The following is a 25816-nucleotide window of genomic DNA, read 5'->3' as shown; positions in this document are numbered from 1 at the left end:
AAATCGGCGGCTCGCCGGACACATCGGGGATACGCCGTCCCTTCAGCCTCTCCCCTGTAACGGAGGCTGACATGCCTGATATCAAAGACGAACTCGCCCCGTATTTGCTCGACTGTTTCCATGTCGGCGGGGAATGGATCACGCCCCATTCGCACCGGCGGATCGCAGTCGTGCATCCGGCGACCGAAGACTCGGTATTCGAGGTCACCCTCGCCGACACGAGCGACATCGATGACGCCATTGCCGCCGCTCGCACCGCCTTCGAGGACGGTCCATGGCCACGCATGAGCGGCGCTGAGCGCTCGGTCTACATGCGGCGCCTGCTCGAGCGACTGGAATTGCGTTCCGATCTGCTGGCCCGATTGGCCACGGCGCAGGTCGGCATGCCGATCGCCTTCGCCGAGATGCTGGTGAAGACTGGCCTTGCCCGCTACCATTACTACGCCGAACTCGCTGGCAGCTATGTGTTTGAGGACCGGCGGCCCACCATGCGCGGCCATGCCCGCGTGCGGCGGGAACCGGTCGGCGTCGCGGCGCTGATCTCGCCCTGGAACGCGGTTTTCCCGATCACCGCCCATAAGGTGGGCGCCGCCCTCGCAGCCGGCTGCACCATGGTCGTGAAGGCGCCGATCGAAAGCCCGATGGAGGGGTTGATCCTCGCCCAATGCGCGGCTGAGGCCGGCCTGCCTCCCGGCGTTATCAATGTCGTCACGGCCGATCGTGATGAGAGCGCCCATCTTGTCGCCTCCCGCCAGGTCGACAAGATCAGCTTCACCGGCAGTGTCGCCGCCGGCCGGAAGATCGGCCTGAGCGCAGCGGATCGGATGGCGCGCACAACGCTGGAACTCGGCGGCAAATCGGCGGCGGTCCTTCTGGAAGACGCCGACCTCGCGACGGCGCTGCCGGCGCTCGCTCCCTTCACCATGCCGTTCGCGGGGCAGATCTGCTTCTCCCAGTCGCGCATCCTGGTGCCGAACGCACGCCTCGGCGAGGTGGTCGATGCCTATGCCGGCATCATCGGCAAACTGCGGCTCGGCGATCCCTGGGACCGGCAGACTCAGGTCGGGCCGGTGCTGAACCCTCGCCAGCGCGACCGCATCCTCGCCCACATCGCCCAGGGTGTGGAGGACGGGGGGCGTGTCGTTCTTGGCGGTGGGCGCGCCGCACGGTTCGACCGAGGTTACTTCATCGAGCCGACCATCTTCGTCGATGTCGCCCCGCAGATGACGATCGTTCGCGAGGAGATCTTCGGCCCCGTCGTCACCATCCAGGGTTATGGCGATGAGGACGAAGCCATCCGCCTCGCCAACGACAGCGATCTCGGTTTGAGCGGCAGCGTCTACAGCCGGGATCCCGAACACGCCTATCACCTGGCCTGCCGGATCCGCACCGGTCAGGTCGGGATCAACGGAGTGGAACTGGCGCCGTCCGTGCCGTTCGGCGGTTACAAGCTCTCGGGGATCGGGCGCGAGGGCGGGCCGGAAGGTCTGGAAGCGTTCCTGGAGACGAAGTCGGTCTTTATGCCGACGCCCGCCTAGTCCGTGTTGCTTGAACTGGACCCTTCAGCAAACACGGCCCAGTCAACCGGAGGCAGGTCAGCACCAACAACAAGGGAAACGGTTATGCGAAGCAACGTCACGTTTCTCAGTTCGGGCCTGAAGATTTGGGCCCATCTATATACACCGGAAACGTCCAATGGCAGGACCATTATCGTAGGCCATCCGGGTTCTTCGGTTAAGGAACAATCTCCAGCACTTTACGCGCGAAAACTCGCCGACAATGGCTTTCGTGTCCTGACCTTTGATGCGGCATATCAGGGTGAAAGCGAGGGGCTGCCCCGGTTTCTCGAAAACCCGGCGCAGCGGGTCGAAGACTTCAAGTCTGCCGCCTCATATTTGTCGAACAGGCCTGACGTCGATCCAGAACGGCTGGGAATTTTGGGCATCTGTGCTTCCGGTGGCTATGTCGTGTCGGCCGCGGCCGGTGATCGCCGCATCAAGGCGGTAGCGACAATAGCTGCCGTCGATGTCGGCTTGCAGATCCGCGCAGGAGCGGATGGAAAGCAAGATCCGTCGGTGCTGGATGGACTCTTGGAGACTGCCGCAAGGGAGCGGACCAAGGCGTACAGCGGAGGTGAAATGGGTGGCTTCCCGATATTTCCAGCCACTGAGGAGGAGGCCCGCGCCGGCTCTCAGCATCTCTTCGAGGGCTGGGAATATTATTGTACTTCACGAAATTGCCATGAACGTTCGGCCAAAACGCTGACATGGGACAGCATTGATCGCCTGGCTACGTTCGACGCGTTCCGGTTCATCAAAATGATTTCTCCTCGCCCGCTTCTCATGATTACAGCAGAGAAAGCAGTGACGGCCTGGATGACGCACGACGCATTTGCGAAAGCTGGACAACCCAAGACTCTGTACAGCGTGCCGGACGCCACACACGTTGATCTCTACGATCGCGAACGCGCAGTGGCTTACGGGGTGGAGCAAACCACAAATTTCTTTTTGAATTCGATCTGACATGGCGGCGCGGCATCCAGAGTTGCCACGCCAACTGGAAGTCCTGCTAACGAATAAGGGTCGCGTTCGGGCTCGAGGGTGATTCAACGTCGCTTCGGAGGGCGGCGATCCGATTGGGTCCGGAGGCGCTCCGGGAAACTTGCAGGGACGTACAGAGAAAGAGAGTTCGATGCGCATTCTCATCATCGCTCTCGCAGTGCTTGGGCTGGCGGCACTGCCCTGCGCCTGGGATTCCAACCCCGATGACGTGCCGCCGGTGGCGGCGATCATCGCAGTCCATGCCGCTCTTCCGGCCCCCATCGGCCGGTAATCGGCCAATCAGCAGTGACCAAGGCGCCGGCGCCTCCCTCGGCGCTTCCTGTCAGGCAGCGAGCGCGACCTTGGTATCGCCGCTCGTTGCCTTTCAGTGAGGGGCGGGCCTGGTGTGCCCAGGCCGCGAGCCGCCGGCCTCGCAAAGGCCCCGGTACGCATTTCGATACCTACACGTTTCAAATCGACCGACTGCCATGCCTTGTGCGTGCATTCGAGACACCCACCCCGCGATTTGTATCGCAATGTGTGCCTTCGACGAAAGTCTACACGCGCTTTCAAATCCGGCGCCGTCCCACACAGGCCAGATACGTCACGGCGTCATTCATCAGCGCGCATCAACACGCTGGAGACCTGACATGACCAACGAAATCGACCGGCAGAGACGCGGCCTCCTCAGCATCACCGCGCTAGGGTTGGCTGCTATGCCCTTCGGTGCCATTTCCGTGGCGGCGGCCCAGTCCAGGACGGACGAGCCAAGTTCGTCGCCACCCGCTGCCTCCGCGCGCGCCACGCACGCCGGTTTCTCCCCCCTCAAACATATCCATGCCGGCGAGCTTGACGTCGCCTACGCCGAGGAAGGCCCTGCCGATGGCCCGCCGGTGCTGCTCCTGCACGGCTGGCCCTACGACATCCATGCCTATGTCGATGTCGCCCCGATTTTAGCAGCGGCCGGCTATCGCGTGCTCATTCCCTATCTTCGCGGCTATGGCGGCACGCGCTTCCTCGCGGAGAAAACGCCGCGCAACGGCCAGCAGGCAGCGCTCGCCGTCGACGCCATCGCCTTCCTCGATGCACTGAAGATTGACAAGGTCGTGCTCGGCGGCTTCGACTGGGGTGCCCGCACCGTCAACATCATCGCGGCGCTTTGGCCCGAGCGCTGCAAGGGCATGGTATCGGTCAGTGGCTATCTGATCGGCAGCCAGGAAGCCAACCGCACTCCGCTTCCGCCCAAGGCGGAACTCGCCTGGTGGTACCAGTATTATTTCGCCACCGAGCGCGGCGAGAAGGGCTACCGCCAGTACACGCACGACTTCGCGCGTCTGATCTGGGAATTGGCCTCGCCCAAATGGGCCTTTGACGAGGCCACCTTCAACCGTTCCGCCGCCGCTTTCGACAACCCCGACCATGTCGCCATCAGCATCGACAATTATCGATGGCGGCTCGGTCTCGTGCGCGGCGAGGAGAAGTATGATGCGCTGGAACGGAAGCTAGCCACGCTGCCGACCATCGGCGTTCCCGCCATCACCATGGAAGGCGACGCCAATGGCGCGCCTCACCCGGCACCCGAGGCCTATGCGAAGAAATTCACCGGCCCCTACGAGTTCCGGCTCATCACCGGCGGAATAGGGCACAACCTGCCGCAGGAAGCGCCGGAGGCTTTCGCCAAGGCGATCGTGGACGTTGATCGGGCGTGAGGCGAGCGCATGAAACGCTTCTACGCACTTGCCGGCCTTGTCGCCATCGCGACGCCGCTGGCTCTGTCGGTGGCCAGCCGGGCCGCCGACGATACGCCGGCAGACGCCTCACCAGTCTAGGGGGTGACGCTGCCGAACGGCTATCGGAGCTGGGAACTGATCGCACCGGCGATCGAGGCCGCGCCGCTCGACGAGCTGCGCGCGGTTCTCGGCAACCAGACCGCGCTCGATGCCTATCGCTCCGGCACATTGCCGTTCCCGGACGGAACTGTGCGGGCTTTAGGTCAGCATGCTCTACGCCGTTGTAGCTGTTTTGTGCCATCCGCCGAGCGCCAGAACCGGAAGTTCGCCGCGGCGACGACGAATGGCCGGTTTGGGGCCGAAAGCTGACCTTCGCTGACGCGAAATGCCCCGTCAGGTCCCGCCGACATTGCTATCGCTCCGGGGATCGGATCGTGCCATCGAAACTTCCCGTTCACAGGTAACCGGGGGCCATGATCGACCACTCTGTCCCGCGCCCGAAGAGCAGATTCTTCACATTCCGCAGCGAGAGTGGGTAGCGTACATACATCACCACCACGCGGCGGATGACCTCAGGCGATGAGTTGAAGGACCGGAATAGGCTGGCGAGCTTGCAAGGGCGAAGCATCTCTCTTCCCTACCCTGTCACCCCATCAGCGTCAGCGTGCATTTGCCCTGATGGCACCCTGCGAGATCTCCGCTTGGATGCGCACGCGTGCTCCCTCTGGCGGAAAGTTCACGTCCACGACGCCGCCGAATTGTCCGGCCAGCACGCGCTCGAGCAAGGTCGACCCGAAGCCGCGGCGGGTCGGGGGCGTGACGAGAGGGCCATTGCTTTCGACCCAATCCAGATGGAGCCTGGTGCCGCCCTCCGTCCGCTCCGTCGTCCAGCTGACGGTCAATCGACCGTTCGGAACCGACAGTGCGCCATATTTCACGGCGTTCGTGGTCAGTTCGTGCATGGCCATCGCGAACGGGACGGCGAAATCGACGGGAACACGAGAGGTCGCTCCTTCCAGCGCCAGCCGTTTGCCGTCGTCATAGGGTTCCAGCTCCGCACAGATGATCTCCCGGAGATCGGCGCCGTCCCATTCGTTGTCGATCAGGAGGGTGTGGCTGCGGGCGAGCGAGGAGAGCCGGCCGGACATCCCCTGCCGAAACGCTTCCATATTTTGCGACGTGCGCAGGGTTAAGTTCATAACAGATTGGACGGTGGCCAGCATGTTCTTGACTCGGTGATGCAACTCGCCGATCAGCAGAGTCTGGCGTTCCTTCGCCGCCTTCTCGCTTGAGATGTCGCGCACCTCGATTATGGTTCCCACCGTCTTGGCGGCCTCGTCCCGGATCGGGCTCGCAGTGAACGCAATCGGGTAGAAGCTGCCGTCCTTGTGGACGAACACCTCCTCCCCCTGCTCCTTGTTGTTCTCGGGGAAAGCGCGATCAATGGCACATTCCTCGATCGGGAACGGGCGACCGTCAGGATAGCTGTGGTGCACCACATCGTGCAGCGGCCGTCCTTGCGTTTCCGCCAGCGTGTAGCCCGTCAGCACCTCGGCGGCCGGGTTCATGTAGGTGCAGTGCTGGCGCTCATCCATGACGAATATGGCGACGGAGGCATTTTCCAGTACGGTGTTGAGCCGCCGCGTCGTGTCGCGCAGGCGCTCTTCGGTGCGCTTTCGGTCGGTGATGTCGAGGACGAATTCGAAGCCCGTGCCGTCGGGCAGCAGTTTGGCGGCGAACAGGGCCCACCACCGGGAGCCGTCCTTGCGGATGTATTCTTTTTCGTAGGGCGTGGTGTGGCCCATCTCCTTGAGTTCGGCGAAGGCACGCTCGGAATCCTGCATCCACTCGGCAGGGGTGAGGCGCTGCCAGGTAAGGCGTCCCGATTCCAGATCCTCCCGGCTATAGCCGCCCATTCTCAGAAACGCGTCGTTGGCATCCGTGAGCAGCCCGTCCATGTCGAAATAGATCGCGCCGACCGTCCCGATCTCCAGAGCCGTGCGGAACTTCGCCTCGCTGATACGGAGCGCCTCTTCGGCACGCGCCCGCTCTACCGCCGCCCAGGTGCGCTCCGCCACTTCCTCTACGAGCTCGATGTCCTCCTCGCTCCAGCGACGTGGTTCGGCCGAATGCACGAACAGGAGCGCAATCAACTGTCCCGCCTTGAGCAGTGGCACCGCGAGTTGCCCGCGGACACCGAGTGCGCGATGCGCTTCGGCCGCTGGTTTACCGGCGGTGCGCGCGTCGGTGTCGAAATCCCCGATGGCGATCCGCTGGCCAGACCGGTACGCCGCAGCGAGGTCGGGGCCGTAGCCCTCGAGATTGTGACGCCCCGCGACCGAGGTCACTCCTTCTGCCCGCCAGTCCTCCTCGATATGAAGGTGGACGCCGTCCTCTTCCATCTCCGAATAGCCGACGCGGATTGCCCCGAGATACCGGCCCAACAGCTCGGCTGCGGCCATCATGACTGCGCGCGGAGCGGCGATCTCGCGCAAGCGATCGCTGAAATCGAGTAGGAAATGGGCGGAAGTCTGCGTCTTCAAGCGACGTGCGCTCCGCGACTGGACTGCTCCACCAAGGGCGATCGCGCATGCGCCTTATAGATGTCATTCGACCGTGCATGCGGGTAGGATCGCGACAATGCTAAGAGCGTGGCATTGTAGTCCATTGAATATTCCATGTGCGGTCGGCGATGCGCATCCTAACAGCAGGAATTCCGAAACTGAAGCAAGAAACCCTGACGTTGTGACGTTGCCCCTCCTGGCTAATCCAGTTTGAAGTTCGTTCTGGCCCAATGAGAGGACCAGAACATGAGGCGCAGCCGCTTCACCGAGGAGCAGATCATCGGCATCCTGAAGGAGCACGAGGCCGGGGTGCCGGTCTCGGACCTGTGTCGCAAGCACGGGGTCAGTGACGCCAGCATCTACAAGTGGAAAGCCCGTTTCGGCGGGATGGACGTATCGGAGGCCAAGCGGCTGCGCGCGCTCGAAGACGAGAACGCCAAGCTGAAGCGCATGCTCGCCGACGCCATGCTGGACAACGTCGCACTGAAGGATCTGCTGGGAAAGAAGTGGTGACGTCCGCTGCCGAGCGCAGGGCTGTCGCCCACCTCATGGAAGTCCATGGGATGAGCGAACGGCGGGCGTGTAAAGCCACCGGCTTCTGCCGCATGACCATGAGATACGAAGCCACGCGCGGGAATGACGCCTCGCTGCGTGAGCGCATGAAGGCCATCGCCCGGGAGCGACGGCGGTTTGGCTACCGCCGTCTCCACGTCCTGCTCAGGCGGGAGGGCTTCCGGGTCAACCACAAGCGGCTGTTCCGGCTCTACCGTGAGGAACGGCTGATGGTCCGCCGGCGCGGCGGTCGCAAGCGGGCCATCGGAACGCGGGCGCCGATGATGATCCCGCTGCGACCGAACGAGCGCTGGTCACTCGACTTCGTCGCCGACCAGATGACCGATGGCCGGCGCTTCCGGATGCTGGCCATCGTGGACGACTGCACTCGCGAGTGCCTGGCGCTGGTGGCGGACACGTCGCTGTCCGGGGTCAGGGTCGCTCGCGAACTCGACAGGCTTCTGGCAGAGCGCGGCCGGCCCAAGATGATCGTCAGCGACAATGGCAGCGAGTTCACCTCCAATGCCATTCTGGCCTGGACCGACGCGGCCCGGGTCGAATGGCACTACATCGCGCCCGGCAAGCCGATGCAGAATGGCTTCATCGAGAGCTTCAACGGCCGCCTGCGGGACGAGTTGTTGAACGAGACGCTGTTCTCCAGCCTGTCCCAGGCCAGGGCCGCCCTCGCCCGATGGCAGGTCGATTACAACACCGACCGGCCGCACTCGAAGCTCGGATGGCAGACGCCAAGCGCCTTCGCCTCAACGTTCCACCCGCGGCGGGATCAGACGCTCCGCAACATGAACGGCTCCGCATCTGCCCCCGCCGCCCAGCACGCCCGAGAAGGCAAACCCAACCGCCAGAACGAATTCACCACTGGATAGAAGTTGGGGGCAACGTCAATCTCGCCAAGGCGCATTCCCGTGAACAGCCCAATAAGGGGAACCCAGAATTGGCCATCCCGGACAACGACAGAGCCCGGCGTCGATCGGCGGGCGACAGACTTCGCTCCGGTAAAAGCCGGAGACGAAAACAGTAAGTCGAGTTGCTCGACATTGAAGGAGAGCCTCGCATCCTGCTGCTCCTTCAATGATGGTTTCGCAACTTGAACCATCGCCCCAGGACGCTTGGCGATAATTTCCTCGTTCTCCAGCCAAATCAAGAATGAGTTCGATAGTGCGAAATATTTTTGGACCGTTTTGGCGCTTAGTCTCTGGAAATCCCTAGGCAGTTTTGAGTGGACGTCGGTCCCCGGCTCATTGACGATTTTTCGCTTAGCAGCATGGGCTGGAAGATCGACCAAACGATCTCTGAAGGCCTTCACATCGCTTGTCGTGAGGGAGGTTACGAGTCGATCACCCCCGACGACGTTGATAAACAGATCCAACACCCTTCTGTTATCGAGATAGGTTTTCTGAACCCATTCTTTGCCCTTCTTCTGCGCGCAGTATTCGTCTGCGGCCCCTTTTATGGTCAGGCCCAGGGTCTCGGCGCTGCAACTCTCAGGACCGAGAGCGAGTGCAGTTGACTGCAATGCGGCAAAGAGAGGGTCCGCCGGCTTCGCTCCGGCCTCATCCCCTTTCAAGCGCGCGGCATAAATGCGGTGGTGCTCGATCTGAGCGCGGACAATCGCTTCCCTTATTAGGTCCCGACTGTCGAGGGAGAGCTTATCCACTGGAAGGCCGGTAGCCTGGAGCGCCTCCGCTGCATCGGCCCAAACGGTGCCGTCAAACGAGTGATTGGCGAGCGCGTCTTTGAGCTTTCGGGCTGCATCCAGCGAGTCGGCTGCCTCGAAATCCTTATCCAGAGCGCGATCGAGGCGCGCAGCCCATACGTGCTCATTCACGCGCTTGAGGCCTTCGAGGAAATAGGCTCTCGCTGCCTTTTCGATATCGGCGGGCTTGAGATCGATCATCGCTTCGACGCTTGCAATCAATTGCACGCAGAGCGCGCTTACGCTTCGGCATCGAAGCCTAGCGATTCGCGCGTCGCTTGTCCTGAGGCTTATTTTCAGCTCGGTCCGCCCGAGAAGGCGCCGAAGATGACGCGGCACAGCCATTCGGAAGCCGTAGGCTGCCTGACCTCGCACAAGATGGGGAAGCTTGTAATTGGCCACCGTGCTGTACCGCCTTGCTGTACCAAGGACGGGCTGCGCGAACGTGCTGGCCGATTGGCACCCGTGAAATCAGGCACCTAAGGAGAAACTGGCGGAGAGGGAGGGATTCGAACCCCCGATACGGTTGCCCGTATGCCGCATTTCGAGTGCTGCCAATTTGGCTGCGTACTGTTTCGCGACGTTTTGCACAATGTCGTTTTTGAGATCATTTTCAATGCATTATGCCTCCCTTTGCTACGCGCTCGCCATCTCGCGCTTGCGCGTTTTTGCGTTCTCATGCTGACTTGGCGCTGACTTGGATTTGAGGGCGCCATGCCGAAGCTGACGAAGAAGGTGGTCGATGCTGCGGCGGCGGACCCGGCCCGGAAACTCATGGTCTGGGATGGAGAGCTAAGGGGATTCGGACTGCGCGTCACCCCTGCCGGCGTTAAGAGCTATGTCGTCGCCTATCGAACGGCTGAGGGACGCCAGCGCGAGTTCACGATCGGCAAGCACGGGTCTCCCTGGACGTGCGATCAGGCGAGGGACAGGGCGAGGGAAGTGCTCCGCGCCGTTGCCGATGGCGTCGACCCGCTCGCCGAGAAGTCGGCCGCGCGCTCGGCCATGACGGTGGCCCAGCTGGCGGATCTCTACCTGGCTGAGGGCCCGGCCGAAAAGCCGAACAAGAAACCGCGCTCGTGGGAGACAGATGGCGCACTGCTGAAGGCACATGTCCGCCCGCTCCTCGGGTCGCGAACCGTCAAGGGGCTCACCCGCGCCGATATTGGGCGGTTTCAAATGGATGTGGCCGAGGGGAAGTCGGCGCGGAAGACCGAGGCCAAGCGAGGCCGCAGGAGGGTCATTGGCGGGAAAGGCGTCGCCGCGCGCGCCACAGCGACCCTAAAGGCGATGCTCTCCTTTGCGACCAGCCGGAAGATCATCGCCGACAACCCGTCCTCCGGCGTGCAGCTCCTTAAGCAGGAGAAGGTGGAGCGGTTCCTCTCCGAGAAGGAGGTGGCCAAGCTCGCCGAGGTCATCACCGGGCTCGAGGACGAAACCATCATCGCGCCCGCCTATGCCGGCATCTTTCGCATGCTGATGCTCACTGGGTGCCGCGTCGGCGAGATGGAGAGCCTGCAATGGGATTGGATCGATGCCGAGCGCGGCTTGATTCGATTTCCGGATAGCAAGACCGGGGCGAAGGTGACGCCGCTGCCCTCGCCGGCCGCCGAAATCCTCACGCTCTTCCCGCGACGCGTGGGCGATCCATACGTGTTCCCTGGCACCCGCGGACGGTGGGGCCGCATCTCCGCTCTACCGAAAGCGTGGGATGAGGTTCGCGCGGCGGCCGGAATGCCAGAGCTGCGCTTGCACGACCTCCGACACAGCTTTGCATCGTTTGCTGTGGCTGACGGCGCATCCCTCTACCTCGTGGGAAAGGTGCTCGGGCACAAGCAGGCAAGCACGACTGAGATCTATGCCCACCTTCGCGATGATCCCCTCAAGGCCGTGGCGGACGCTACAGCGCAAAGGATTGCCGCCGCGATGAGGGGAAAACGGGCATAACGAATCGGTCGAGAGCTTGAACATGAGCTTTGACTCAGTTCAATATTTCGCATGCTTGTCTTCATCGATGAGTCGGGCGACCCCGGCTTTAAACTGACCAAGGGCTCATCGCCGTTCTTTGTGGTTGCGCTCGTCGCCTTTCCTGAGGTCGACCAGTCTGTCAGCGCCGCGCAAGCGATCGATGATGTAGCTAAAAAGATCGGGGTAAAGAATGAATTCAAGTTTAGTAGCTCACGACCTGAAGTAAGGGATGCCTTTTTTGCGTGCGTAATGCCGTTTCACTTCTGTGTCCGCGCCATCGCAATTGAGAAAGACAAGATATATAGCCCTCATCTTAGGGCTGAGAAGGACGCGTTCTATGCCTTCTTTGTGAAGTCTATGCTCAAATTTAATGGGGGCCTTCTGAAGAACGCGAAGGTAATTATTGACGGATCGGGCGACCGGATTTTCAAAGCCGAAATAGCATCGTACTTGAAGCGCCATGTCGCGGAAGGCGCCATTCGCTCGGTTCGATTCTCCAACTCCAAGAATGATAGGCTTGTCCAAATGGCGGACATGTGCACTGGCGCCATTGCGCGCTCATATCGCACGGACCGCGCGGAAGCGGATCGCTGGCACCAGCAATTACGGCCAAAAATCGAGGATGTCTGGAATTTCAAGTGAGGGGTGCGTCCCGCCTGCCTATCTTAGCGAACGCTAAGCACGCACACCATCCGGTGACAGTTCGGCAAGGCGGGACGACTTTGCATCTCTAAAATGGCTCGGGAAGCTCAAATGTCAAGGGCTGAGGCGACCTACGTTCATTGAGTTCACAGAATGTCAAGGCCCTGCTAGATGTTGTGCCTGATATTCTCAAATACCACCTAGCTATAGCGCCGCCTTCCGCATGCGCACGCCTGGCCCCTCACCATTCTCCTCGACGAAGATCACGCCAGCGGACTCTAAGGCGCCGCGAACGGCCGCAACGTTTGCAGCGGTCATACCGACCGGCCCATCCTCTCCTTCGGCGCGCCTGACCGTGGCGACACCGACTTTTGACGCATTGGCCAAGTCCTCTGCGCGCCAGCGAAGGAGCGCGCGGGCTGCCCTAATCTGTGCGCCTGTGATCGTTGACATATCGTTTGATTGCCTGTTGATCGCTCGATGAGCTTATGATATCTCCCATATCATAAGATCAATGAGTCACCAACCGGAGTAGACAATGCCTCGCACCACCGCGGCGGCAAATGCCGCCCCTTTGCCCGCAATCATCCATGCGCCCTTCGAGCACCAGCCGGAGCTGCGCGCGCTCATGCTCTTTGACGAAGTGCCACCGGGCCACATGACGTTCGAAGTGCCCGACGACAGCTTCGCCCCTCACCTGCAGCAGGGCGAATTCGCCGTTGTCGACCTGTCGGACCACAGACCATGGGACCGTGAGCTGTTCCTGATCTCCTTCACGTCGCCGCGGACGCGCGCCGGCCTCTCCTGGCGCATTGTGCAGATGCGTGGCCGCAAGGAGTTCAGAAGACCAGAGGGCGGCTTTACCCTTCAGCCTGAAGGGGGCGCGGTGCCTGCCATGTGCTGGACGGCCTGCTTCTGGATTCCCCCGGACGATCCCGCCGAATATGCGCGCCGGCTCCATGCTGGCCTGATTGGCACCTCCAACGGTCCCTACACGACCGACTACGCATCGGAATGCCTCGTCGGGCGCATTGTCGGCGTGTTCGTGCCGCAGGTGCGTGATGCCCGCGCGGGAGGGCGTCGCCATGGGTGAGGCCATCTCCAACCGCCGCGCTCTGCTTACGGCCGGTGGCGCCCTCGGTGTCCTTGCCGCTTTGTCGGCGCCCGCCGATCTGCTGCCGAAGGCCGAGGTGGCCGGCATTGGCCAAGCAGGACCTCTAACTGACCTCATCCGGGCATACCGAGCCGGCGTTTCCGCGTTCGAGGCAGACCCCTGCACTAGGTCGCTCGACAACGAGCTTATAGCGCAGCGATCGCGTGAGACATGGGAACGGCCGTTTCACGAACTCAAAGCGGCGGCGCCGCCAGCGCGTACCCGAGAGGAGGCTATGGATGCGATTCTCCTCGCTCAGGAGGAATTGGCCGACGAAGGCGGGTCCGGAATCGTCATGCCTCTCCTGGATGCGGCGCTCGCCTACCTCGATGGCCAAGGCGGTTCTTAACTTCCTCCAATGGTGGAAGTTCGTTCACGCCACGGTTTGCGGGCCGTTCGACGGTTCGCTTCACGCTCATCCTGTCGCTTGTCAAGGATGCAGCGGCAGTAGCGCGAGGCGGGCCTGTCTCGCGCTGCATTCGGCATTCACGAACAGGCGCCGGTGCTTTTGCGCTCCCTAAACGGGGGAGCTCAAGTGAAGGCAGCACGTTCCATTTCGTGGATAGCGACGAAAATAGTTCGCGCGGAGCATTTCGTGTGCTATGCAGAAATGGAGCTTTCACTGGTCCCATTGTCCCATGGCCTCCGTCCACAGCCTCAATGAAGCGCTCGCCAAGGTGCGAGGCGTTCCTCTGGGAACGATCGAAGCGTATTCACGCGCACTGCGACAGGCCGGCGTTCTGCCGCCGACCAAGCGGGGCGTGGGGGCGGCGCCGCTGACTCCGATCATGGCAAGCCACGTGCTGTGCGCCGTGTTGGGTGGCTCACCCACCGAAGCGGGAAAGAATGCCCGCGCCGTTGGCGGACTTGTTGCGGCCTCATCGGGAGATGCCTTGATGGAGCCAATCTTGGCAAGGCAGCTGGATGCCTTGGGTTGGACTGATGGGATTACGTTTTCCGAAGCCATCGCATGGCTTATCGAGAGAACTCTGGATGATTCATTGGATCGGTATCTGCCGGCGAACGAAAATATCCAGATCGGCGCAGACCGTTATTCGTCTCGTGCGTGGTTAAGCTGGAACCCTACCAATAAAATTATTGACGCGTACATCAAAGGATATCGCGAAGCGTTTCAAACTGAAGATGGGCCGATTATTCCGGCTCGGTGGGCAAACGGCGCTTTGATTAAGCCGATGGAAATCGAGTTCAAGAGTCCAAGGTTGCACGAAGTAAAGATCGCCTATCTTGCTGGGGAGAAGGAAAAAAATCGTACGGCCCGCCGGCTTTTTTGGGAAGAGCAAGAGGCCGCCCGTCCGGGAGACACCTGGGGTTCTGAATTCGTGACAAGGAAAACGCTTATTGCAATCGGCGAGGTGTTCAAGTGAGCGCGCCCGATCGCCCCCTTCGTACCTCCAAGCAGATCGCCCACGAGTTGGGCGTCAGTCAGCGCACGGTCACGCGCTGGACACAGAAGGGCATCTTGCCCGCCGTCAAGACCGGCTCTGGAGGGCGCACCAGTCCGCTTGTCGTCGACCGCCGTGCCCTTGAGAAGTTGAAGAAGAGGGTTTGAAGAATGTCACCGATCATCCGCCATCATGTCATCAATACGCGCATGGCCGCAGAGCATGGCGTCCGGATTGCTGATGTCGGCAGCTTGATCGCTGGCCGTAAGCTTATGCTGCCCGCGCACAACGGATCGAACATGACCTGTAGCGATGGGCGGCGGGTGCGCACCTATTACTGGGTGTTCGAGCCGAACGGCATGAACCGCCGCTCGGCAAAGAAGCATTCAAAGCGCGCCCATGGGCGGGAGGTTTGAATGGACGCCTATCTGCCTTCTCTGGGCGCTATTGCTGCGGAGCCGATGAAGCTTCCGCCGCACCTGTCCCGGCCGTGGCTGCGGCCCGAAAATGCGGCCGAGCTGGTGGAGTTCCTCACCGGTGCGCCGTGCTCCCCCCGCACCCTTTCGACGTGGCGCTCCCGCGGCGGCGGGCCGCCCTTCCGGAAGATCCGCTCGCGCTTCGTCATCTACGGATTTCAAGACCTTGAGCGGTGGTGCGCCGAGACGATGAGCGGCCCCGCGCAGAGCACCAGCGAGCTCACGCCCTGATTGGCGCCGAGGCCTGCGGACCGGTTTGATGGCGGAAACGGCGACATGATCGAGATGACATCTGATCGGCCGAAAGACGGGGCCACAGAGATTCTGGACATCATCAAGAGCGCGAGCGGCGGAGCCACGGGGCTTCCGAGGCGCCGCGCAGGCGCGAAGACTGTCCGCTCGTCCACCTGGCTCGACGACTGCACGAAGGACGACAGGGGAAACCCTATCGCCAATCTGGCGAACACCCTGTGTGCTCTGCGGAGCGATTGGCCGCTCGTCGATCTCCTGAGCTTTGACCAGATGGCTGGAGCCATCATGCTTAATGCGCCAGTGCCGCAGGCGGCCGATCCGACTGCCCTTCCCGACGATGACTTTCGGCGGCGAGAATTCACCGACACGGACCTGATTGCCCTGCAGGAGTATTTGCAGCTGGTGGGGCTTCCGCGCGTCACCAAAGATACGCTGCACGACGCGGTGGCGAGGCGCGCGCAGGAGTGTGCATTCCACCCGGTGCGAGACTATCTGGATGATCTCACGTGGGATGGGCAGCCGCGCCTAGTCTCCTGGCTGCATACCTACGCCGGCGCCGAAGACACGCGCTATGCGGCGCTGGTTGGCAAGATGTTCGCCGTTTCCATGATCGCGCGGGTTTATGAGCCCGGATGCAAGGTCGATCATATGCTTGTGCTTGAGGGGCCGCAGGGCGCGATGAAGTCGACGCTATGCAGTATCCTTGGTGGAGAGTGGTTTTCCGACTCCATGCCCGATGTGACCGCCGGCAAGGATGTCAGCATCCATTTGCAGGGCAGATGGCTCATCGAAGTTTCCGAGATGTCTGCTCTCAGTCGGGCTGAGGATGCGGCCCTCAAGGCCTTTCTGACTCGCCCGGTGGAGCGGTTCCGACCTCCTTATGGCCGCACTGAGGTGAGCATCCCGCGTCAGTGCGTGTTCATCGGCACTACGAACAAGGCGGCCTATCTCCGCGATGAGACGGGCGGACGCCGATATTGGCCGATCAGGGTCGGCAAGATCGACCCTGACGCCCTCGCCCGCGACCGCGACCAGCTGCTTGCGGAGGCGCTGCAGAACTACCGCGATGGCTTCCCATGGTGGCCGAAGGCGGATTTCGAGCGCGAATGCATCCGGCCGGAACAGGAAGAGAGGTACGAGGGCGACGCGTGGGAACCGATCATCGCGCGCTACCTCGCAGGATGCCAGCGCACCACGCTGCAGGACGTTGCAATGGGCGGCCTAGGCTTCGATAAGTCGAAGATCAGTCGCGCTGACCAGAACCGTATTACGGCATGCCTTGAGCGGTTGCGTTGGCGGCGCGGCAAGCGGGGCGGACCGGCGGGAGAACGTTGGTGGATACCGCCCGACCCGCCACCTACTGACGGACACTGACGCACAATAATTGTGCGTCAGTTCATAAGCTATTGATTTGAAATGCTTCTGACGCACTGACGGACACTGACGCACTTTTCAAAAGTCCTACGGGCGCGCGCGCACATTACCCTTTTTATCAAAATGTCTGTCAGTGTCCGTCAGTGCGTCAGAACGCCTTTACTTACAATGACATGCGAACTGACGCACAATTAGTGTGCATCAGTGTCCGTCAGTGTCCGTCAGTCGCAGCCTGGTGCGGGGGTGGTTCACGACTTGGCACCGTGGCTTAAGGACCGGCGGGTCTCCACCGCGCGCGATGGAGGCTGTATGGTGTTTTTTGCTTATGGATTAGTTAGTTAGGCGGTGATGCGGCGATCGATGGCGTGTCCGAAGATGTCCGAAGTGGCCCTCTAGCGACGGCGCGCGGCGCGGCTCATAAAATTGAGGATGAGAAAGGCCCTCGCCCGCTTCACCTCCTTCCTGGCTCCGCAGCGCAAGTCGCTGGCGGCGCCCGACGCCGACCTGTTGGCGCTGTTCGGCGCCTCGGCGCCCACGGCGGCGGGCGTGAGCGTCGGGCCCGGATCTGCCCTGCAGGTGCCGGCCGTTGCGTGCGCCGTCCGCGCGATCTCCGAGGCCGTGGCGACGCTGGACGTGAAGGTGATGCGCCGCGACGGTGCGGCCGAGGTGGAGGCGCCGGAGCACCCGGTGGCGGGCCTCCTGCGCGATCGCGTCAACGACTGGACGGCCGGCTTCGAGTTCCTGCGCGACCTCGTGGCGTCCGCGCTTCTCCACGATCAGGGCGGCCTCGCGTGGGTCAATCGCGTCGGTGGCCGGCCTGTGGAGGTCATCGCCTATGACGCCGCGCACCTCACGGCGCAGCGCCACGAAGACGGCACCGGTGCGTTCCGCTACTTCCTGAATGGGCGCGAGGAGCCGGCGGCCAACATCGTGCATTTGCGCGGGCCATTCGGCCGCTCGCCGGTGACGTTGGCGCGGGAGAGCATCGGCCTTGCCCTGACGCTCGACGCCCACGCGGCGCGGCTGTTCGGCAACGGCGCCAAGCCCAGCGGACTGTTGAGTCTCACGGGGAAGGCGACGCCCGAAACCATCAAGCGCATCCGCGAGGCCTGGCAGTTGGCCCACGGCGGCGGCAAGTCCGGCGGCACCGCCATCGTGGATGACGGGGCGTCGTATTCGTCGCTCACGATGACCAGCGTCGACGCCCAGTTCATCGAGCTGACCGGCTTCCAGATCCTGCAAATCGCCCGCGCCTTCCGCGTCCCGCCGCAGATGCTCTTCGATCTGGAGCGCGCCACGTGGTCGAACAGCGAACAGATGGGCCGCGAGTTCCTGACCTACACGCTGGAGCCCTGGCTCCGCGCGGCGGAAAGCGCCCTGCGCCTCGCGCTGTTCTCGCCTGAAGAGTACCCGACGCACCGCGTCATGTTCGAGCGCGACGACCTCACCCGCGCCGACCTCGGCGCCCGCGCCACGGCCTATTCGAGCCTCATCGCCTCCCGCGTGGTGAACCCCAATGAGGTGCGCGCGTGGGAAGGCCTGCCCGCCTATGAGGGTGGCGCCGAGTTCGCGAACCCCCACACCGGCAGCAATCAGGCCGGCGCTGCCGCGCCGCAGGATGGGGGCATCTGATGGACCGCCTGTTCCTCGAAACCAAGATCCTCGTGGACGAAACCGGCGCTATCGAGGGCCTCGCATGGCCCTTCGGCACGCCCGACCGCGTGGGCGACGTGATCGAAAAGGGCGCCTTCGCCTCCGCCCGCGTTCCGCTCCCCATGCTCTTCGGCCACGACCCGAGCGATCCCGTTGGCGTCTGGACCGAGGCGACCGAGGCACAGGACGGGCTGCGGCTGAAAGGCCGGCTCCTCGTCGACGAGGTGGCCCGCGCCCGCGAGGTGCGCGCCCTGGTGAAGTCCGGGGCGGCCGGCGGCCTCTCTATCGGGTTCGTCACCAAGAAGGCCGAGCCCCGCAAGGGCGGCGGCCGGACCATCAAGGCGCTGGATCTGGTGGAGTGCTCCATCGTCTCCATCCCCATGCATCCCGGCGCCCGTGTCACCAGCGCCAAATCCGCCGCGGCGGCGCTCGCCATCGCCGGGGCTCTCCATCGCGCCGCACTGGCGATCAGCAAGAAGGGTTAGACCGATGTACCACGACCACGCGGCGCCGCTGGGCACGCTCGAAATCAAGGAAGCTGGCGACGATCCGGCCGCCGCCGTCACCGCCGCCCTCGATGCCTTCAAGGGCGAGGTGATCGGCCGCATCGAGAAGCTGGAGGCCGGCGCCAAGCCCGACACGAAGGGCGATGGCGCGCCGGAGACGAAGGGCTTCGACAAGCTGAACGACCGCCTCGACAAGATCGAAGCGAAGATGAACCGCCCAGCCGGCGGCGAGCGCAAGGATGAGCCCAGCGCCGAGCGGAAGGCCTTCGGCACCTACCTGCGTCTCGGCGCGGCGGCGCCGGCGGACGACCTGAAGACGCTCACGGTCTCCAGCGACGCGCAGGGTGGCTATCTGGCGCCGGCCGAGATGTCGACCGAGTTCGTGCGCAACCTCGTCGAGTTCTCCCCCGTCCGCACCCTCGCCAGCGTCCGCGCCACCTCCTCCGCGAGCGTGCAGTATCCCAAGCGCACCGGCGTGACCAACGCGAAGTGGAAAGGCGAGACGCAGACGAGCGAGGCCAGCGAGCCCACGTTCGGGCAGCAGGAGATCGTCATCCGCGAGGTGAACACCTTCGTCGACATCTCCAACGCCCTCCTCGCTGACAGTGCTGGCGCCGCGGAGGCCGAGGTACGCCTCGCCCTGGCGGAGGACTTTGGCCAGAAGGAAGGCCTTGCATTCGTGAAAGGCGACGGCGTGCTCCAGCCGATGGGGATTCTGAGCGATCCCGGCATCGGCTACACCGCCAACGGCCACGCAACGGCGCTCGCGTCCGATGCACTTATCGACCTGATGCACAAGCTTCCGGCGGCGTATCGCCAGCGTGGCACCTGGTTGATGAACGGCAGCACCCTCGCCACTATCCGCAAGCTGAAGGATGGACAGGGCAATTACCTGTGGCAGCCGGCCTATGCCGCCGATGTGCCCGAGACCATCCTTGGCCGGCCCGTGGTGGAAGCGGTCGACATGCCGGACGTGGGCGCCGATGCCTATCCCATCGTCTTCGGCGACTTCGCGACCGGTTATCGCATCGTCGACCGTCTCGCGCTCTCCATCCTCGTCAACCAGTACATCCGCGCCACGGACGGCGTGACCCGCATCCACGCGACCCGCCGTGTCGGCGGCGGCGTGGTGCAGGCCGCCGCGCTCCGCAAGCTCAAGATGGCCACGAGCTGACGCCCTCGCGCCGCAGCTCTGGCGGCTGCGGCTCCCCCGCTCTCCCGCAGAAGGAATCCGCGCCATGCGCGACCTCGCTTCGAACATCGCCATCCGCGCCGTCATCGCCCCCGCCGTGGTGTCCGACAACACCGCCGCTGTGGGCGCCGTCATCGATCGCCGCGGCTTCGACAGCCTCACGTACCTCATCGCCACCGGCACCCTCGCCGACGCCGACGCCACGTTCACCGCGCTTCTCGAGGAGAGCGACGCCTCAGGCTCCGGCTTCACCGCCGTGGCGGATGCCGACCTGATCGGCACTGAGGCTCTGGCGAGCTTCACGTTTGCGGATGATGGCGCGGTGCGGAAGCTCGGCTACATCGGCCACAAGCGCTACACCCGACTCACCATCACGCCCGCCGCCAACAGCGGCAGCGCGCCGTTCTCGGCCGTCGCTGTGCTGGGCCACGCGAGCGCGCGCCCGACTGCCTGATCCCGTTTCGGCGCCGGCATGTGAGGGCGCGTAGCGGCCCGCCCAACAGCGGGAAGTCCATCTCCCTGGCGCCACCGGCTCGCCGGCAAATTGGGGGTCAAGGTGGGCAAGGTCGCGAGCACCGGCCGTCATCTCCGGCGGCGAAGGGCTCACGGGCGGGGCTTCGCGATGAAGCTCCGCCCATCATCATAGAGGAAGGAACCCATGCCCGTTCGTGCTCCCCGGATCTGCGGCTGCGGTTACCGCATCGCAAGCGGCGAGCGTTGCCCCTGCGAGCGGCGGCGCAAGGCTGAGGCGGACGCGCGCCGGCCCTCGGCGCGTGAACGGGGATACGATTCCAAGTGGGATACGGAACGAGCGGCATACCTCAAGGCGCACCCGAAGTGCGTGCGGTGCCCCGCCCCGGCGACCGTGGTGGACCACATCGTCCCGCACAAGGGCGACCGGAAACTGTTCTGGTCTCGCTCCAACTGGCAGCCGCTCTGCGGCGCTTGCCACAATCGGTGGAAACAGAGCCAAGAGCGGAGGGCGACGCCGTGACCGACACGCTGGATATCCTGCCCCTCGCCGATCTTAAGGAACATCTGCGCCTCGATTTCGCGGATGAGGACAACCTCCTGATGGGCGAGCTTGAGGCGGCGCGCGGCTATGTCGAAGGCTGGTGCGGCCCTCTGGATGACTTCACGGATGGCGTCCCGCCCGCCCTGGTGCAGGCCATGCGCATGTACGTGGCTCATCTCTACGCGAACCGGGAGGCGGCGGGCGGAACCTCCTTGTCCGAAGCGCCCATGGGCTTCTTCGACCTTATCGACCCGCACCGCCTTCGGGCCTTCTAGGGAGGCATGCGATGCGCGGAAGCAAGGCCGGAATTGAGCCGCACGACGAACAGCAACCGGACGATCTCCCGGCGCCGCCGGAGTGGCTGGGAGACGATGCACGCGAGGAGTGGCTGCGCGTATTGCCCATCCTGCTCGGCGAGCGGCGGACGCTATCCATGGCCGACCTCTCCATCTTCGCAAACTACTGCGTTGCAATCGGACAGGTGGCCGAGGCGAACCGCATCCTCAAGGAGGAAGGCCTCACCTTCTCCGGGCCGAGCGGGCCGAAGCGGCATCCCGCCGTAGCGGTGCGCTCCGATGGCATGACGCAGGCGCGCCAGATGGCGGCCGAACTGGGCCTCACGCCCGCTAGTCGCGGCCGGCCGGGCATTAAGCCGGGAAGCGGTGATGGCGACGAACCCGGCCTCTTCGGTCTCTTCGGAGGGCATGGGTTGTGAGCGAGCGTGCATCGACCTTTCCGAGCTGGATCTTTGATGGGTCGGAGATCCCAGACCCGCTCGGCCGCGGCGAGGCGGCGGTGCGCTGGCTGCGCGCCCTGCGGCACCCCAAGAGCCGGGCGCCGCGCAATGCCTTCCAGTTGGACCCCTGGCAAGAGCGGATCGTTCGCCGCATCTATGGCCCGTGCCACGAAAGCGGCGCCCGCATCGTCAAGACTGTGGTGATGCTGCTGCCACGCGGCAACCGCAAAACCTCGCTCTGCGCCGCCCTGGCGCTCCTGCACACCTATGGCCCTGAGCGAGTGAACGGAGGCGAAGTCATCTCCGCCGCCTCCGACCGTAAGCAGGCGCGCATCGCCCTGGATGAGGCGTTGGGCATCATCGGTATGGTGCCGCAGATCAAGCAGATCACCGCGGCGCAGGAGTACAAAAACCGGATCCTCAACACCAAGCGTCGCAGTTTCTACGAGGCGATCTCCTGCGATGCCGGGACGCAGCACGGTCGCACGCCCGTGTTCGTCATCGCCGACGAATTGCACGCCTGGAAAAAGCGGGACCTGTGGGACGTCCTGAAGTCAGGCCTCGTGAAGACGCCCGGCTCCCTCCTCATGGTCGCCACCACGGCAGGCCGAGGGCAGGAGAACATCGCCCACGACATCGTGGAAGACGCGCGCAAGGTGGCGAGCGGCGCCGTCGATGACCCGTCGATCCTGCCCATCCTCTTCGAGGCGGAGAAAGACGAGGACTGGCGTGACGAAGCCGTATGGTACCGCGTCAACCCCGGCCTCGCCCACGGCTATCCGGACATCGAGGGCCTGCGCCAGCTGGCCCGCGAGGGCGCCCGCCGGCCGGGCGACCGTGAGGCCTTCCGTCAGTTGAACCTCAATGTCTGGCTGGATCACTCCGCCGACCCGTTCGTCGACATGGGCGTCTATGACGAGGGTGCCGCGCCGGTGGACCTTGACGCCCTGGAGGGCGAACCCTGCTGGCTTGGCGTTGACCTATCCTCCAACGGCGACCTTACCTGCATCGTCGCGGCCTGGCGCGATGGCGAAGACGGCTACATCGTCCACCCCTGGTACTTCTGCCCGGCGGACAACCTGCGCGCCCGCGCCGAGCGCGATGGCGTACCCTACCCGGTATGGGCGGAGCGGGGTTTCATCACGCCCACGCCCGGCAACGTGGTGGACTTTCGCGCCGTGGAAGACACCATCCGTGACCTCTGCACCCGCTTCCGCGTGCAGGAGATCGCCTTTGACCCGCATCTTGCCCGCAATACCCTGAACACCCTCCTCGAGGAGGGGTTGCCGGCGGTGGAGATGCGGCAGGGCTGGGTCACCATGGCGCCAGCAGTGAAAGAGCTGGAGCGTGCCATTGTCGGCACCCGCTTGACCCACGGCGCCCACCCGGTGCTGCGCTGGAATTTCGAGAACATCGCCGTCCACACCGACCCGGCCGGCAACAGAATGTTCCACAAGGGCAAGAGCCGCGACCGTATCGACGGTGCCGTGGCGTGCGCCATGGCCGTGGCACGGGCCGCGGCCGGGGACGGCGGATCGTCGGTCTATGAGAGCGATGAATGGTCGGCCGAGATGATGGTGCTTTGATCTTCGAAGGATCGACGCGCGAGGGCCAATAGGAAATAAGTCTTGAGGCATGACATGACAGCAGTCATCTCAATTGTGCAAAGCGACGCGGTCCATTTTCTGACCGATGGCGTTGCCTTCGACTATGACGGATCATCGTCGCCAATCCAAAAGGCCGTGGCCATTGCTCACATGCCGGCCATCATCGCGGTGCGCGGGCCTGCCGCGCTCGCGACATTGGCGGGGGCGGAGCTGTCGATGTGTGCTTCGTTCGATGATCTATGTGCCCAGTTGGTGGCGATGCTCCATCGGATCGAGCGCTCCGCAGAAGCCTGGCTCAAAGCGTCGGCCGGTGGCGTCTCATGGGACATCTACGTTGCCGGCCGACGAAAGAGGGAAGGATGGCGCGCTTACATGGTGTGCAACCATTTCAGATATGGCGTCGATCCGTTCAGCCTCACTGAGATGCCCGGTGTCAGCTACGCTCCGACCTATGGGGCGGTTGACGAAGCGTTCGGCGAGATCTCGGCCGGGCTCTCTCCCGACGATTTCAATCCGGCCACCCATGGCTTGCGCCTCATGCTGGCGCAGCGAGCAGCCGGCGGCCCGACCTTCGCCGGAGGATTCTGCCAGTGGACCATGGCGTCTGAAGGTGGGTGCCGCACCCGCATTCTGCAGCGGTGGCCTAACGATTTTCGAGGAGCCCTGACATGAAGCATCAGAGACCACCAGAGGGCGTTCCCGTCTATTCCGTTTCCTATGGCGGCCCATTCATGGGGGTCTATGGGCGGTGCTATTTTGAGGAAGGCCCCACCATCGAAGAGTTAGTGGCGCGCATTCCCGACCTTCCTCCCAGCTTTGAGCGCTACGGCGAGGTACAGATCAGTGGCCACCAGATCCCGCGCGAGCACTGGAGCCGCGTCCGGCCGCGCTTGAGTGCGTCGGGCGCTCCTACTTATGTCACGCTGCACCTGGCCCCGCGGGGCGGTGGCGCCAGCGGCGGCAACAGCGGCAAGGCGGTGATTGGCATCGTGGCGGCTCTGGCGCTCACCCTGGCCACGGCGGGGATTGCTGGAGGCTTCCTCGCCAGTGGTGTCGGAGCCCAGCTGACAGGCGGTCTATTTGCCGCCAATGGCCTCTTCTGGGAAGGGGGTGCGCTCGCGTTCCTCGGCACGGGCATCGGCGCAAAGGCCCTGGCGCTCGGGGTGCCGCTTTGCGGAGGCCTACGTCTAGGGAAATGTGCCCCTAAACCAGAATTCTCGAGGGTGGAGAAGAATGGTCAACTCACCGCCAGATCGGCTTCACAGCGACTCGACGTATGGCCTCAAGACATCTACAGTCTCGGTTAGGCCTGCAGCTTCCATTTCGAGCAGCAATTTCGCCGCGTTCATTTCCTTCCGCTTTAGTCGCTCTCTCATTCTTTTTATCGCTGCAACGGCCTTGCCTGGATCAAGCGAAATCGTATCGGCGATGAACGCATCTGCCGTTTTTACTTCCATATTAAGTAACCACAACCTATCAGCAGGGAAATCTTTTATATTCTCGGTTACAATAGTGGAAGCCTGCGTTTTTAGAGCAGCGGCAACGACATGAACATCGTCTTTATCCGGCCATCCTTCACAGACGCACATGAATTCATCGTACTCGACGACCATAGCTTCTTCGAAAGCACGTTCCATACTACGGCAAGCCGCGGAGGCCCGCTCTTGCGCATCTCCCTTGCCTGAATCGGAAAGGATGCGTTGAATTGCCCGCTCCGTCTCGTCTAAAACCTCACGAGACCAACGCACTCGAAAGAACTCTGCCTCTGCCAACGTCAGAAGCAGGTTCCGTCTTAAGACGCTCGCCAGCGTGCAGGCGTCTATAAATGCAGTGAAGCGGTTTGCGAACAAGGTTAAAACATCTCCGCATCCATCTCTGCCAAAGCAGACAATGCATCCGCACGTTTTTCATCGCGAGAGCGCTTGTAAGCAAACAAATGCTCTGCCTTTATTCTCCGATGTCTACCCACCAGCGTGTATTTTATTTCCTCTTTCTCTAGAAGAGAAATAAGAAATGGGCGAGACACATTGAGTATATCGGCAGCCTGCTGCGTCGTGAGCATCTGACTGACCGGCACCAAAGTGACCGCATCACCACGCCCGATATGTCGCAGCAGCTCCATCAAAACATGGGATAAAGCAGGCGTCAGCGTGATCTCAGATGTTTGTTTGTCCTCATCGACAAGCCGCAGCTTGGCGCCATCAGCCGACTGGGCTGCAATTATCTTCCGCAACTGGTTTGCTGCCGCCTTCTCGCTTGCTGACGGCAGGCGGCCGCCGAGTTCCTCGGCGCAGGCTGGCATGGTCATGGTGGTGTCTCCCCGTTGCATTGGCTTATATCCGCTATTCGAAATATTCGCAATAGCTGAATTATTCGCAAAGGATTTGGTTCCATCATTCCTTTAGAGCGGATGGACAAATGAGCAGACCCGTTGCCGAGAGAATAGGCACAACCAACTCGGCGACCACAGCAGGCCGCGGCGCTGACTTGGCGCTGACTTACGATCGAAGGCCGGTGGATGTATCTGGCCATCCACGCCCGTAAGTCATTGAAATATGGCGGAGAGGGAGGGATTCGAACCCCCGATACGGTTGCCCGTATGCCGCATTTCGAGTGCGGTGCATTCGACCACTCTGCCACCTCTCCGCAGAGCCGGCGCCGGAGGAGGTCCGCGAGGGATCCGTGGGCGCCGGTGGCGTGGTCCTGCGCTTCTAGCGGACGTTGGAGCGAAGGACAAGC

At 63.0% G+C, this 25816-nt stretch carries 31 protein-coding genes and 1 tRNA gene; 26 read left to right on the top strand and 6 right to left on the bottom strand.

Going from position 1 to position 25816, the window contains the following annotated elements; genetic code table 11:
* Positions 1-71: 71 nt before the first annotated feature.
* The 5 genes from V5F63_RS01910 (at position 72) to V5F63_RS01890 (ending at position 4639) form a co-directional block, all read left to right on the top strand.
* Positions 72-1538 (top strand): aldehyde dehydrogenase, encoded by a 1467-nt coding sequence (locus V5F63_RS01910; protein WP_394030899.1) that lies wholly within the window; start codon positions 72-74, stop codon positions 1536-1538.
* An 84-nt stretch (positions 1539-1622) separates the two neighbouring features.
* Positions 1623-2522, top strand: a complete 900-nt coding sequence (locus tag V5F63_RS01905) for an alpha/beta hydrolase (protein ID WP_394101418.1) — start codon at positions 1623-1625, stop codon at positions 2520-2522.
* Between the two features lie 169 nt (positions 2523-2691).
* Complete coding sequence (locus V5F63_RS01900; protein ID WP_394030903.1) at positions 2692-2832, top strand: hypothetical protein; 141 nt, start codon at positions 2692-2694, stop codon at positions 2830-2832.
* A 358-nt stretch (positions 2833-3190) separates the two neighbouring features.
* Positions 3191-4249 (top strand): alpha/beta fold hydrolase, encoded by a 1059-nt coding sequence (locus V5F63_RS01895; protein WP_394101596.1) that lies wholly within the window; start codon positions 3191-3193, stop codon positions 4247-4249.
* Positions 4250-4372: 123 nt separating this feature from the next.
* Positions 4373-4639 carry a cytochrome P460 family protein gene (locus V5F63_RS01890; RefSeq protein WP_394101417.1) on the top strand — a complete coding sequence of 89 codons (267 nt, stop codon included), beginning with the start codon at positions 4373-4375 and terminating at the stop codon, positions 4637-4639.
* 290 nt (positions 4640-4929) lie between these two features.
* Here V5F63_RS01890 and V5F63_RS01885 read toward each other — a convergent pair whose 3' ends face one another.
* Positions 4930-6813, bottom strand: a complete 1884-nt coding sequence (locus V5F63_RS01885; RefSeq protein ID WP_394101416.1) for a PAS domain S-box protein — start codon at positions 6811-6813, stop codon at positions 4930-4932.
* A 267-nt stretch (positions 6814-7080) separates the two neighbouring features.
* Between V5F63_RS01885 and V5F63_RS01880 the strand changes: the two genes are divergently transcribed.
* Both V5F63_RS01880 and V5F63_RS01875 read left to right on the top strand, forming a co-directional pair.
* Positions 7081-7347 (top strand): transposase, encoded by a 267-nt coding sequence (locus V5F63_RS01880; RefSeq protein WP_143007100.1) that lies wholly within the window; start codon positions 7081-7083, stop codon positions 7345-7347.
* A complete protein-coding gene (locus tag V5F63_RS01875) occupies positions 7230-8270 on the top strand; it encodes an IS3 family transposase (protein WP_509210833.1) in 1041 nt (346 codons plus the stop codon). Before V5F63_RS01880 ends, V5F63_RS01875 begins: the two co-directional genes overlap by 118 nt.
* Here V5F63_RS01875 and V5F63_RS01870 read toward each other — a convergent pair.
* Complete coding sequence (locus V5F63_RS01870; RefSeq protein WP_509210832.1) at positions 8171-9475, bottom strand: DUF6538 domain-containing protein; 1305 nt, start codon at positions 9473-9475, stop codon at positions 8171-8173. The genes V5F63_RS01875 and V5F63_RS01870 overlap by 100 nt on opposite strands.
* Before the next feature lie 339 nt (positions 9476-9814).
* Here V5F63_RS01870 and V5F63_RS01865 point away from each other — a divergent pair, with 339 nt between their 5' ends.
* Positions 9815-11047, top strand: coding sequence for a site-specific integrase (locus V5F63_RS01865; RefSeq protein ID WP_394101409.1), 1233 nt, complete (start codon positions 9815-9817; stop codon positions 11045-11047).
* A gap of 51 nt (positions 11048-11098) precedes the next feature.
* Positions 11099-11710 (top strand): DUF3800 domain-containing protein, encoded by a 612-nt coding sequence (locus V5F63_RS01860; RefSeq protein ID WP_394101408.1) that lies wholly within the window; start codon positions 11099-11101, stop codon positions 11708-11710.
* Between the two features lie 204 nt (positions 11711-11914).
* On the opposite strand, the gene V5F63_RS01855 is transcribed toward V5F63_RS01860, so the two are convergent.
* Positions 11915-12163: a transcriptional regulator gene (locus V5F63_RS01855; protein ID WP_394101407.1), complete on the bottom strand. Its 249-nt coding sequence runs from the start codon at positions 12161-12163 to the stop codon at positions 11915-11917.
* An 85-nt stretch (positions 12164-12248) separates the two neighbouring features.
* On the opposite strand from V5F63_RS01855, the gene V5F63_RS01850 reads away from it, so the two are divergent.
* From V5F63_RS01850 to V5F63_RS01770, 17 genes are all read left to right on the top strand, one after another.
* The gene (locus V5F63_RS01850) at positions 12249-12803 is read left to right on the top strand and encodes a hypothetical protein (protein WP_394101406.1); all 555 of its coding nucleotides are present in this window, start codon (positions 12249-12251) and stop codon (positions 12801-12803) included.
* Positions 12796-13212 (top strand): hypothetical protein, encoded by a 417-nt coding sequence (locus V5F63_RS01845; RefSeq protein WP_394101405.1) that lies wholly within the window; start codon positions 12796-12798, stop codon positions 13210-13212. The genes V5F63_RS01850 and V5F63_RS01845 overlap by 8 nt, the downstream gene beginning before the upstream one ends.
* A gap of 289 nt (positions 13213-13501) precedes the next feature.
* Positions 13502-14248 (top strand): hypothetical protein, encoded by a 747-nt coding sequence (locus V5F63_RS01840; RefSeq protein WP_394101404.1) that lies wholly within the window; start codon positions 13502-13504, stop codon positions 14246-14248.
* Entirely contained in the window at positions 14245-14433 is a 189-nt protein-coding gene (locus V5F63_RS01835; protein WP_394101403.1) for a helix-turn-helix domain-containing protein, read from the top strand. The genes V5F63_RS01840 and V5F63_RS01835 overlap by 4 nt, the downstream gene beginning before the upstream one ends.
* A 3-nt stretch (positions 14434-14436) precedes the next feature.
* Positions 14437-14682 (top strand): hypothetical protein, encoded by a 246-nt coding sequence (locus tag V5F63_RS01830; RefSeq protein ID WP_394101402.1) that lies wholly within the window; start codon positions 14437-14439, stop codon positions 14680-14682.
* Entirely contained in the window at positions 14683-14973 is a 291-nt protein-coding gene (locus V5F63_RS01825; RefSeq protein WP_394101401.1) for a hypothetical protein, read from the top strand. It abuts the gene before it with no gap.
* 45 nt (positions 14974-15018) lie between these two features.
* Positions 15019-16368, top strand: a complete 1350-nt coding sequence (locus V5F63_RS01820) for a virulence-associated E family protein (protein WP_394101400.1) — start codon at positions 15019-15021, stop codon at positions 16366-16368.
* A gap of 429 nt (positions 16369-16797) precedes the next feature.
* Entirely contained in the window at positions 16798-18000 is a 1203-nt protein-coding gene (locus V5F63_RS01815) for a phage portal protein (RefSeq protein ID WP_394101399.1), read from the top strand.
* On the top strand, positions 18000-18506 hold the full coding sequence (locus tag V5F63_RS01810) for an HK97 family phage prohead protease (protein ID WP_394101398.1): 507 nt from the start codon (positions 18000-18002) through the stop codon (positions 18504-18506). Before V5F63_RS01815 ends, V5F63_RS01810 begins: the two co-directional genes overlap by 1 nt.
* A gap of 4 nt (positions 18507-18510) precedes the next feature.
* The gene (locus tag V5F63_RS01805; protein WP_394101397.1) at positions 18511-19701 is read left to right on the top strand and encodes a phage major capsid protein; all 1191 of its coding nucleotides are present in this window, start codon (positions 18511-18513) and stop codon (positions 19699-19701) included.
* A gap of 64 nt (positions 19702-19765) precedes the next feature.
* A complete protein-coding gene (locus V5F63_RS01800; RefSeq protein ID WP_394101396.1) occupies positions 19766-20173 on the top strand; it encodes a hypothetical protein in 408 nt (135 codons plus the stop codon).
* A 204-nt stretch (positions 20174-20377) separates the two neighbouring features.
* Complete coding sequence (locus V5F63_RS01795; protein ID WP_394101395.1) at positions 20378-20713, top strand: HNH endonuclease signature motif containing protein; 336 nt, start codon at positions 20378-20380, stop codon at positions 20711-20713.
* Complete coding sequence (locus V5F63_RS01790) at positions 20710-21009, top strand: head-tail connector protein (RefSeq protein ID WP_394101394.1); 300 nt, start codon at positions 20710-20712, stop codon at positions 21007-21009. The genes V5F63_RS01795 and V5F63_RS01790 overlap by 4 nt, the downstream gene beginning before the upstream one ends.
* An 11-nt stretch (positions 21010-21020) precedes the next feature.
* Positions 21021-21449, top strand: coding sequence for a phage terminase small subunit P27 family (locus tag V5F63_RS01785; protein WP_394101393.1), 429 nt, complete (start codon positions 21021-21023; stop codon positions 21447-21449).
* Positions 21446-23056 carry a terminase large subunit gene (locus V5F63_RS01780; protein ID WP_394101392.1) on the top strand — a complete coding sequence of 537 codons (1611 nt, stop codon included), beginning with the start codon at positions 21446-21448 and terminating at the stop codon, positions 23054-23056. The genes V5F63_RS01785 and V5F63_RS01780 overlap by 4 nt, the downstream gene beginning before the upstream one ends.
* Positions 23057-23110: 54 nt before the next feature.
* Entirely contained in the window at positions 23111-23749 is a 639-nt protein-coding gene (locus V5F63_RS01775; RefSeq protein ID WP_394101391.1) for a hypothetical protein, read from the top strand.
* Positions 23746-24384, top strand: a complete 639-nt coding sequence (locus V5F63_RS01770) for a hypothetical protein (RefSeq protein ID WP_394101390.1) — start codon at positions 23746-23748, stop codon at positions 24382-24384. The genes V5F63_RS01775 and V5F63_RS01770 overlap by 4 nt, the downstream gene beginning before the upstream one ends.
* On the opposite strand, the gene V5F63_RS01765 is transcribed toward V5F63_RS01770, so the two are convergent.
* The 3 genes from V5F63_RS01765 to V5F63_RS01755 form a co-directional block, all read right to left on the bottom strand.
* The gene (locus V5F63_RS01765; RefSeq protein ID WP_394101389.1) at positions 24337-24927 is read right to left on the bottom strand and encodes a PIN domain-containing protein; all 591 of its coding nucleotides are present in this window, start codon (positions 24925-24927) and stop codon (positions 24337-24339) included. The two genes, V5F63_RS01770 and V5F63_RS01765, sit on opposite strands and share 48 nt — an antisense overlap.
* A gap of 2 nt (positions 24928-24929) precedes the next feature.
* A complete protein-coding gene (locus V5F63_RS01760) occupies positions 24930-25385 on the bottom strand; it encodes a helix-turn-helix domain-containing protein (protein WP_394101388.1) in 456 nt (151 codons plus the stop codon).
* Between the two features lie 248 nt (positions 25386-25633).
* Positions 25634-25723 (bottom strand) — tRNA-Ser (locus tag V5F63_RS01755).
* Between the last annotated feature and the right edge of the window lie 93 nt (positions 25724-25816).

Origin of the sequence: Xanthobacter wiegelii (assembly GCF_043193855.2) — a bacterium.
Lineage (GTDB): Bacteria > Pseudomonadota > Alphaproteobacteria > Rhizobiales > Xanthobacteraceae > Xanthobacter > Xanthobacter flavus_A.
The sequence above is the reverse complement of the archived record's forward strand: the minus strand, read 5'-3'. Positions and strand labels throughout refer to the sequence as shown.

What these genes read in the sequence shown, in the direction of transcription:
- V5F63_RS01910 (WP_394030899.1), top strand. Translation starts at nt 72, where the DNA reads ATGCCTGATATCAAAGACGAACTCGCCCCGTATTTGCTCGACTGTTTC.
- V5F63_RS01905 (WP_394101418.1), top strand. Translation starts at nt 1,623, where the DNA reads ATGCGAAGCAACGTCACGTTTCTCAGTTCGGGCCTGAAGATTTGGGCC.
- V5F63_RS01900 (WP_394030903.1), top strand. Translation starts at nt 2,692, where the DNA reads ATGCGCATTCTCATCATCGCTCTCGCAGTGCTTGGGCTGGCGGCACTG.
- V5F63_RS01895 (WP_394101596.1), top strand. Translation starts at nt 3,191, where the DNA reads ATGACCAACGAAATCGACCGGCAGAGACGCGGCCTCCTCAGCATCACC.
- V5F63_RS01880 (WP_143007100.1), top strand. Translation starts at nt 7,081, where the DNA reads ATGAGGCGCAGCCGCTTCACCGAGGAGCAGATCATCGGCATCCTGAAG.
- V5F63_RS01865 (WP_394101409.1), top strand. Translation starts at nt 9,815, where the DNA reads ATGCCGAAGCTGACGAAGAAGGTGGTCGATGCTGCGGCGGCGGACCCG.
- V5F63_RS01860 (WP_394101408.1), top strand. Translation starts at nt 11,099, where the DNA reads ATGCTTGTCTTCATCGATGAGTCGGGCGACCCCGGCTTTAAACTGACC.
- V5F63_RS01855 (WP_394101407.1), bottom strand. Translation starts at nt 12,163, where the DNA reads ATGTCAACGATCACAGGCGCACAGATTAGGGCAGCCCGCGCGCTCCTT.
- V5F63_RS01850 (WP_394101406.1), top strand. Translation starts at nt 12,249, where the DNA reads ATGCCTCGCACCACCGCGGCGGCAAATGCCGCCCCTTTGCCCGCAATC.
- V5F63_RS01845 (WP_394101405.1), top strand. Translation starts at nt 12,796, where the DNA reads ATGGGTGAGGCCATCTCCAACCGCCGCGCTCTGCTTACGGCCGGTGGC.
- V5F63_RS01840 (WP_394101404.1), top strand. Translation starts at nt 13,502, where the DNA reads ATGGCCTCCGTCCACAGCCTCAATGAAGCGCTCGCCAAGGTGCGAGGC.
- V5F63_RS01830 (WP_394101402.1), top strand. Translation starts at nt 14,437, where the DNA reads ATGTCACCGATCATCCGCCATCATGTCATCAATACGCGCATGGCCGCA.
- V5F63_RS01825 (WP_394101401.1), top strand. Translation starts at nt 14,683, where the DNA reads ATGGACGCCTATCTGCCTTCTCTGGGCGCTATTGCTGCGGAGCCGATG.
- V5F63_RS01820 (WP_394101400.1), top strand. Translation starts at nt 15,019, where the DNA reads ATGATCGAGATGACATCTGATCGGCCGAAAGACGGGGCCACAGAGATT.
- V5F63_RS01815 (WP_394101399.1), top strand. Translation starts at nt 16,798, where the DNA reads ATGAGAAAGGCCCTCGCCCGCTTCACCTCCTTCCTGGCTCCGCAGCGC.
- V5F63_RS01810 (WP_394101398.1), top strand. Translation starts at nt 18,000, where the DNA reads ATGGACCGCCTGTTCCTCGAAACCAAGATCCTCGTGGACGAAACCGGC.
- V5F63_RS01805 (WP_394101397.1), top strand. Translation starts at nt 18,511, where the DNA reads ATGTACCACGACCACGCGGCGCCGCTGGGCACGCTCGAAATCAAGGAA.
- V5F63_RS01800 (WP_394101396.1), top strand. Translation starts at nt 19,766, where the DNA reads ATGCGCGACCTCGCTTCGAACATCGCCATCCGCGCCGTCATCGCCCCC.
- V5F63_RS01795 (WP_394101395.1), top strand. Translation starts at nt 20,378, where the DNA reads ATGCCCGTTCGTGCTCCCCGGATCTGCGGCTGCGGTTACCGCATCGCA.
- V5F63_RS01785 (WP_394101393.1), top strand. Translation starts at nt 21,021, where the DNA reads ATGCGCGGAAGCAAGGCCGGAATTGAGCCGCACGACGAACAGCAACCG.
- V5F63_RS01775 (WP_394101391.1), top strand. Translation starts at nt 23,111, where the DNA reads ATGACAGCAGTCATCTCAATTGTGCAAAGCGACGCGGTCCATTTTCTG.
- V5F63_RS01770 (WP_394101390.1), top strand. Translation starts at nt 23,746, where the DNA reads ATGAAGCATCAGAGACCACCAGAGGGCGTTCCCGTCTATTCCGTTTCC.
- V5F63_RS01760 (WP_394101388.1), bottom strand. Translation starts at nt 25,385, where the DNA reads ATGACCATGCCAGCCTGCGCCGAGGAACTCGGCGGCCGCCTGCCGTCA.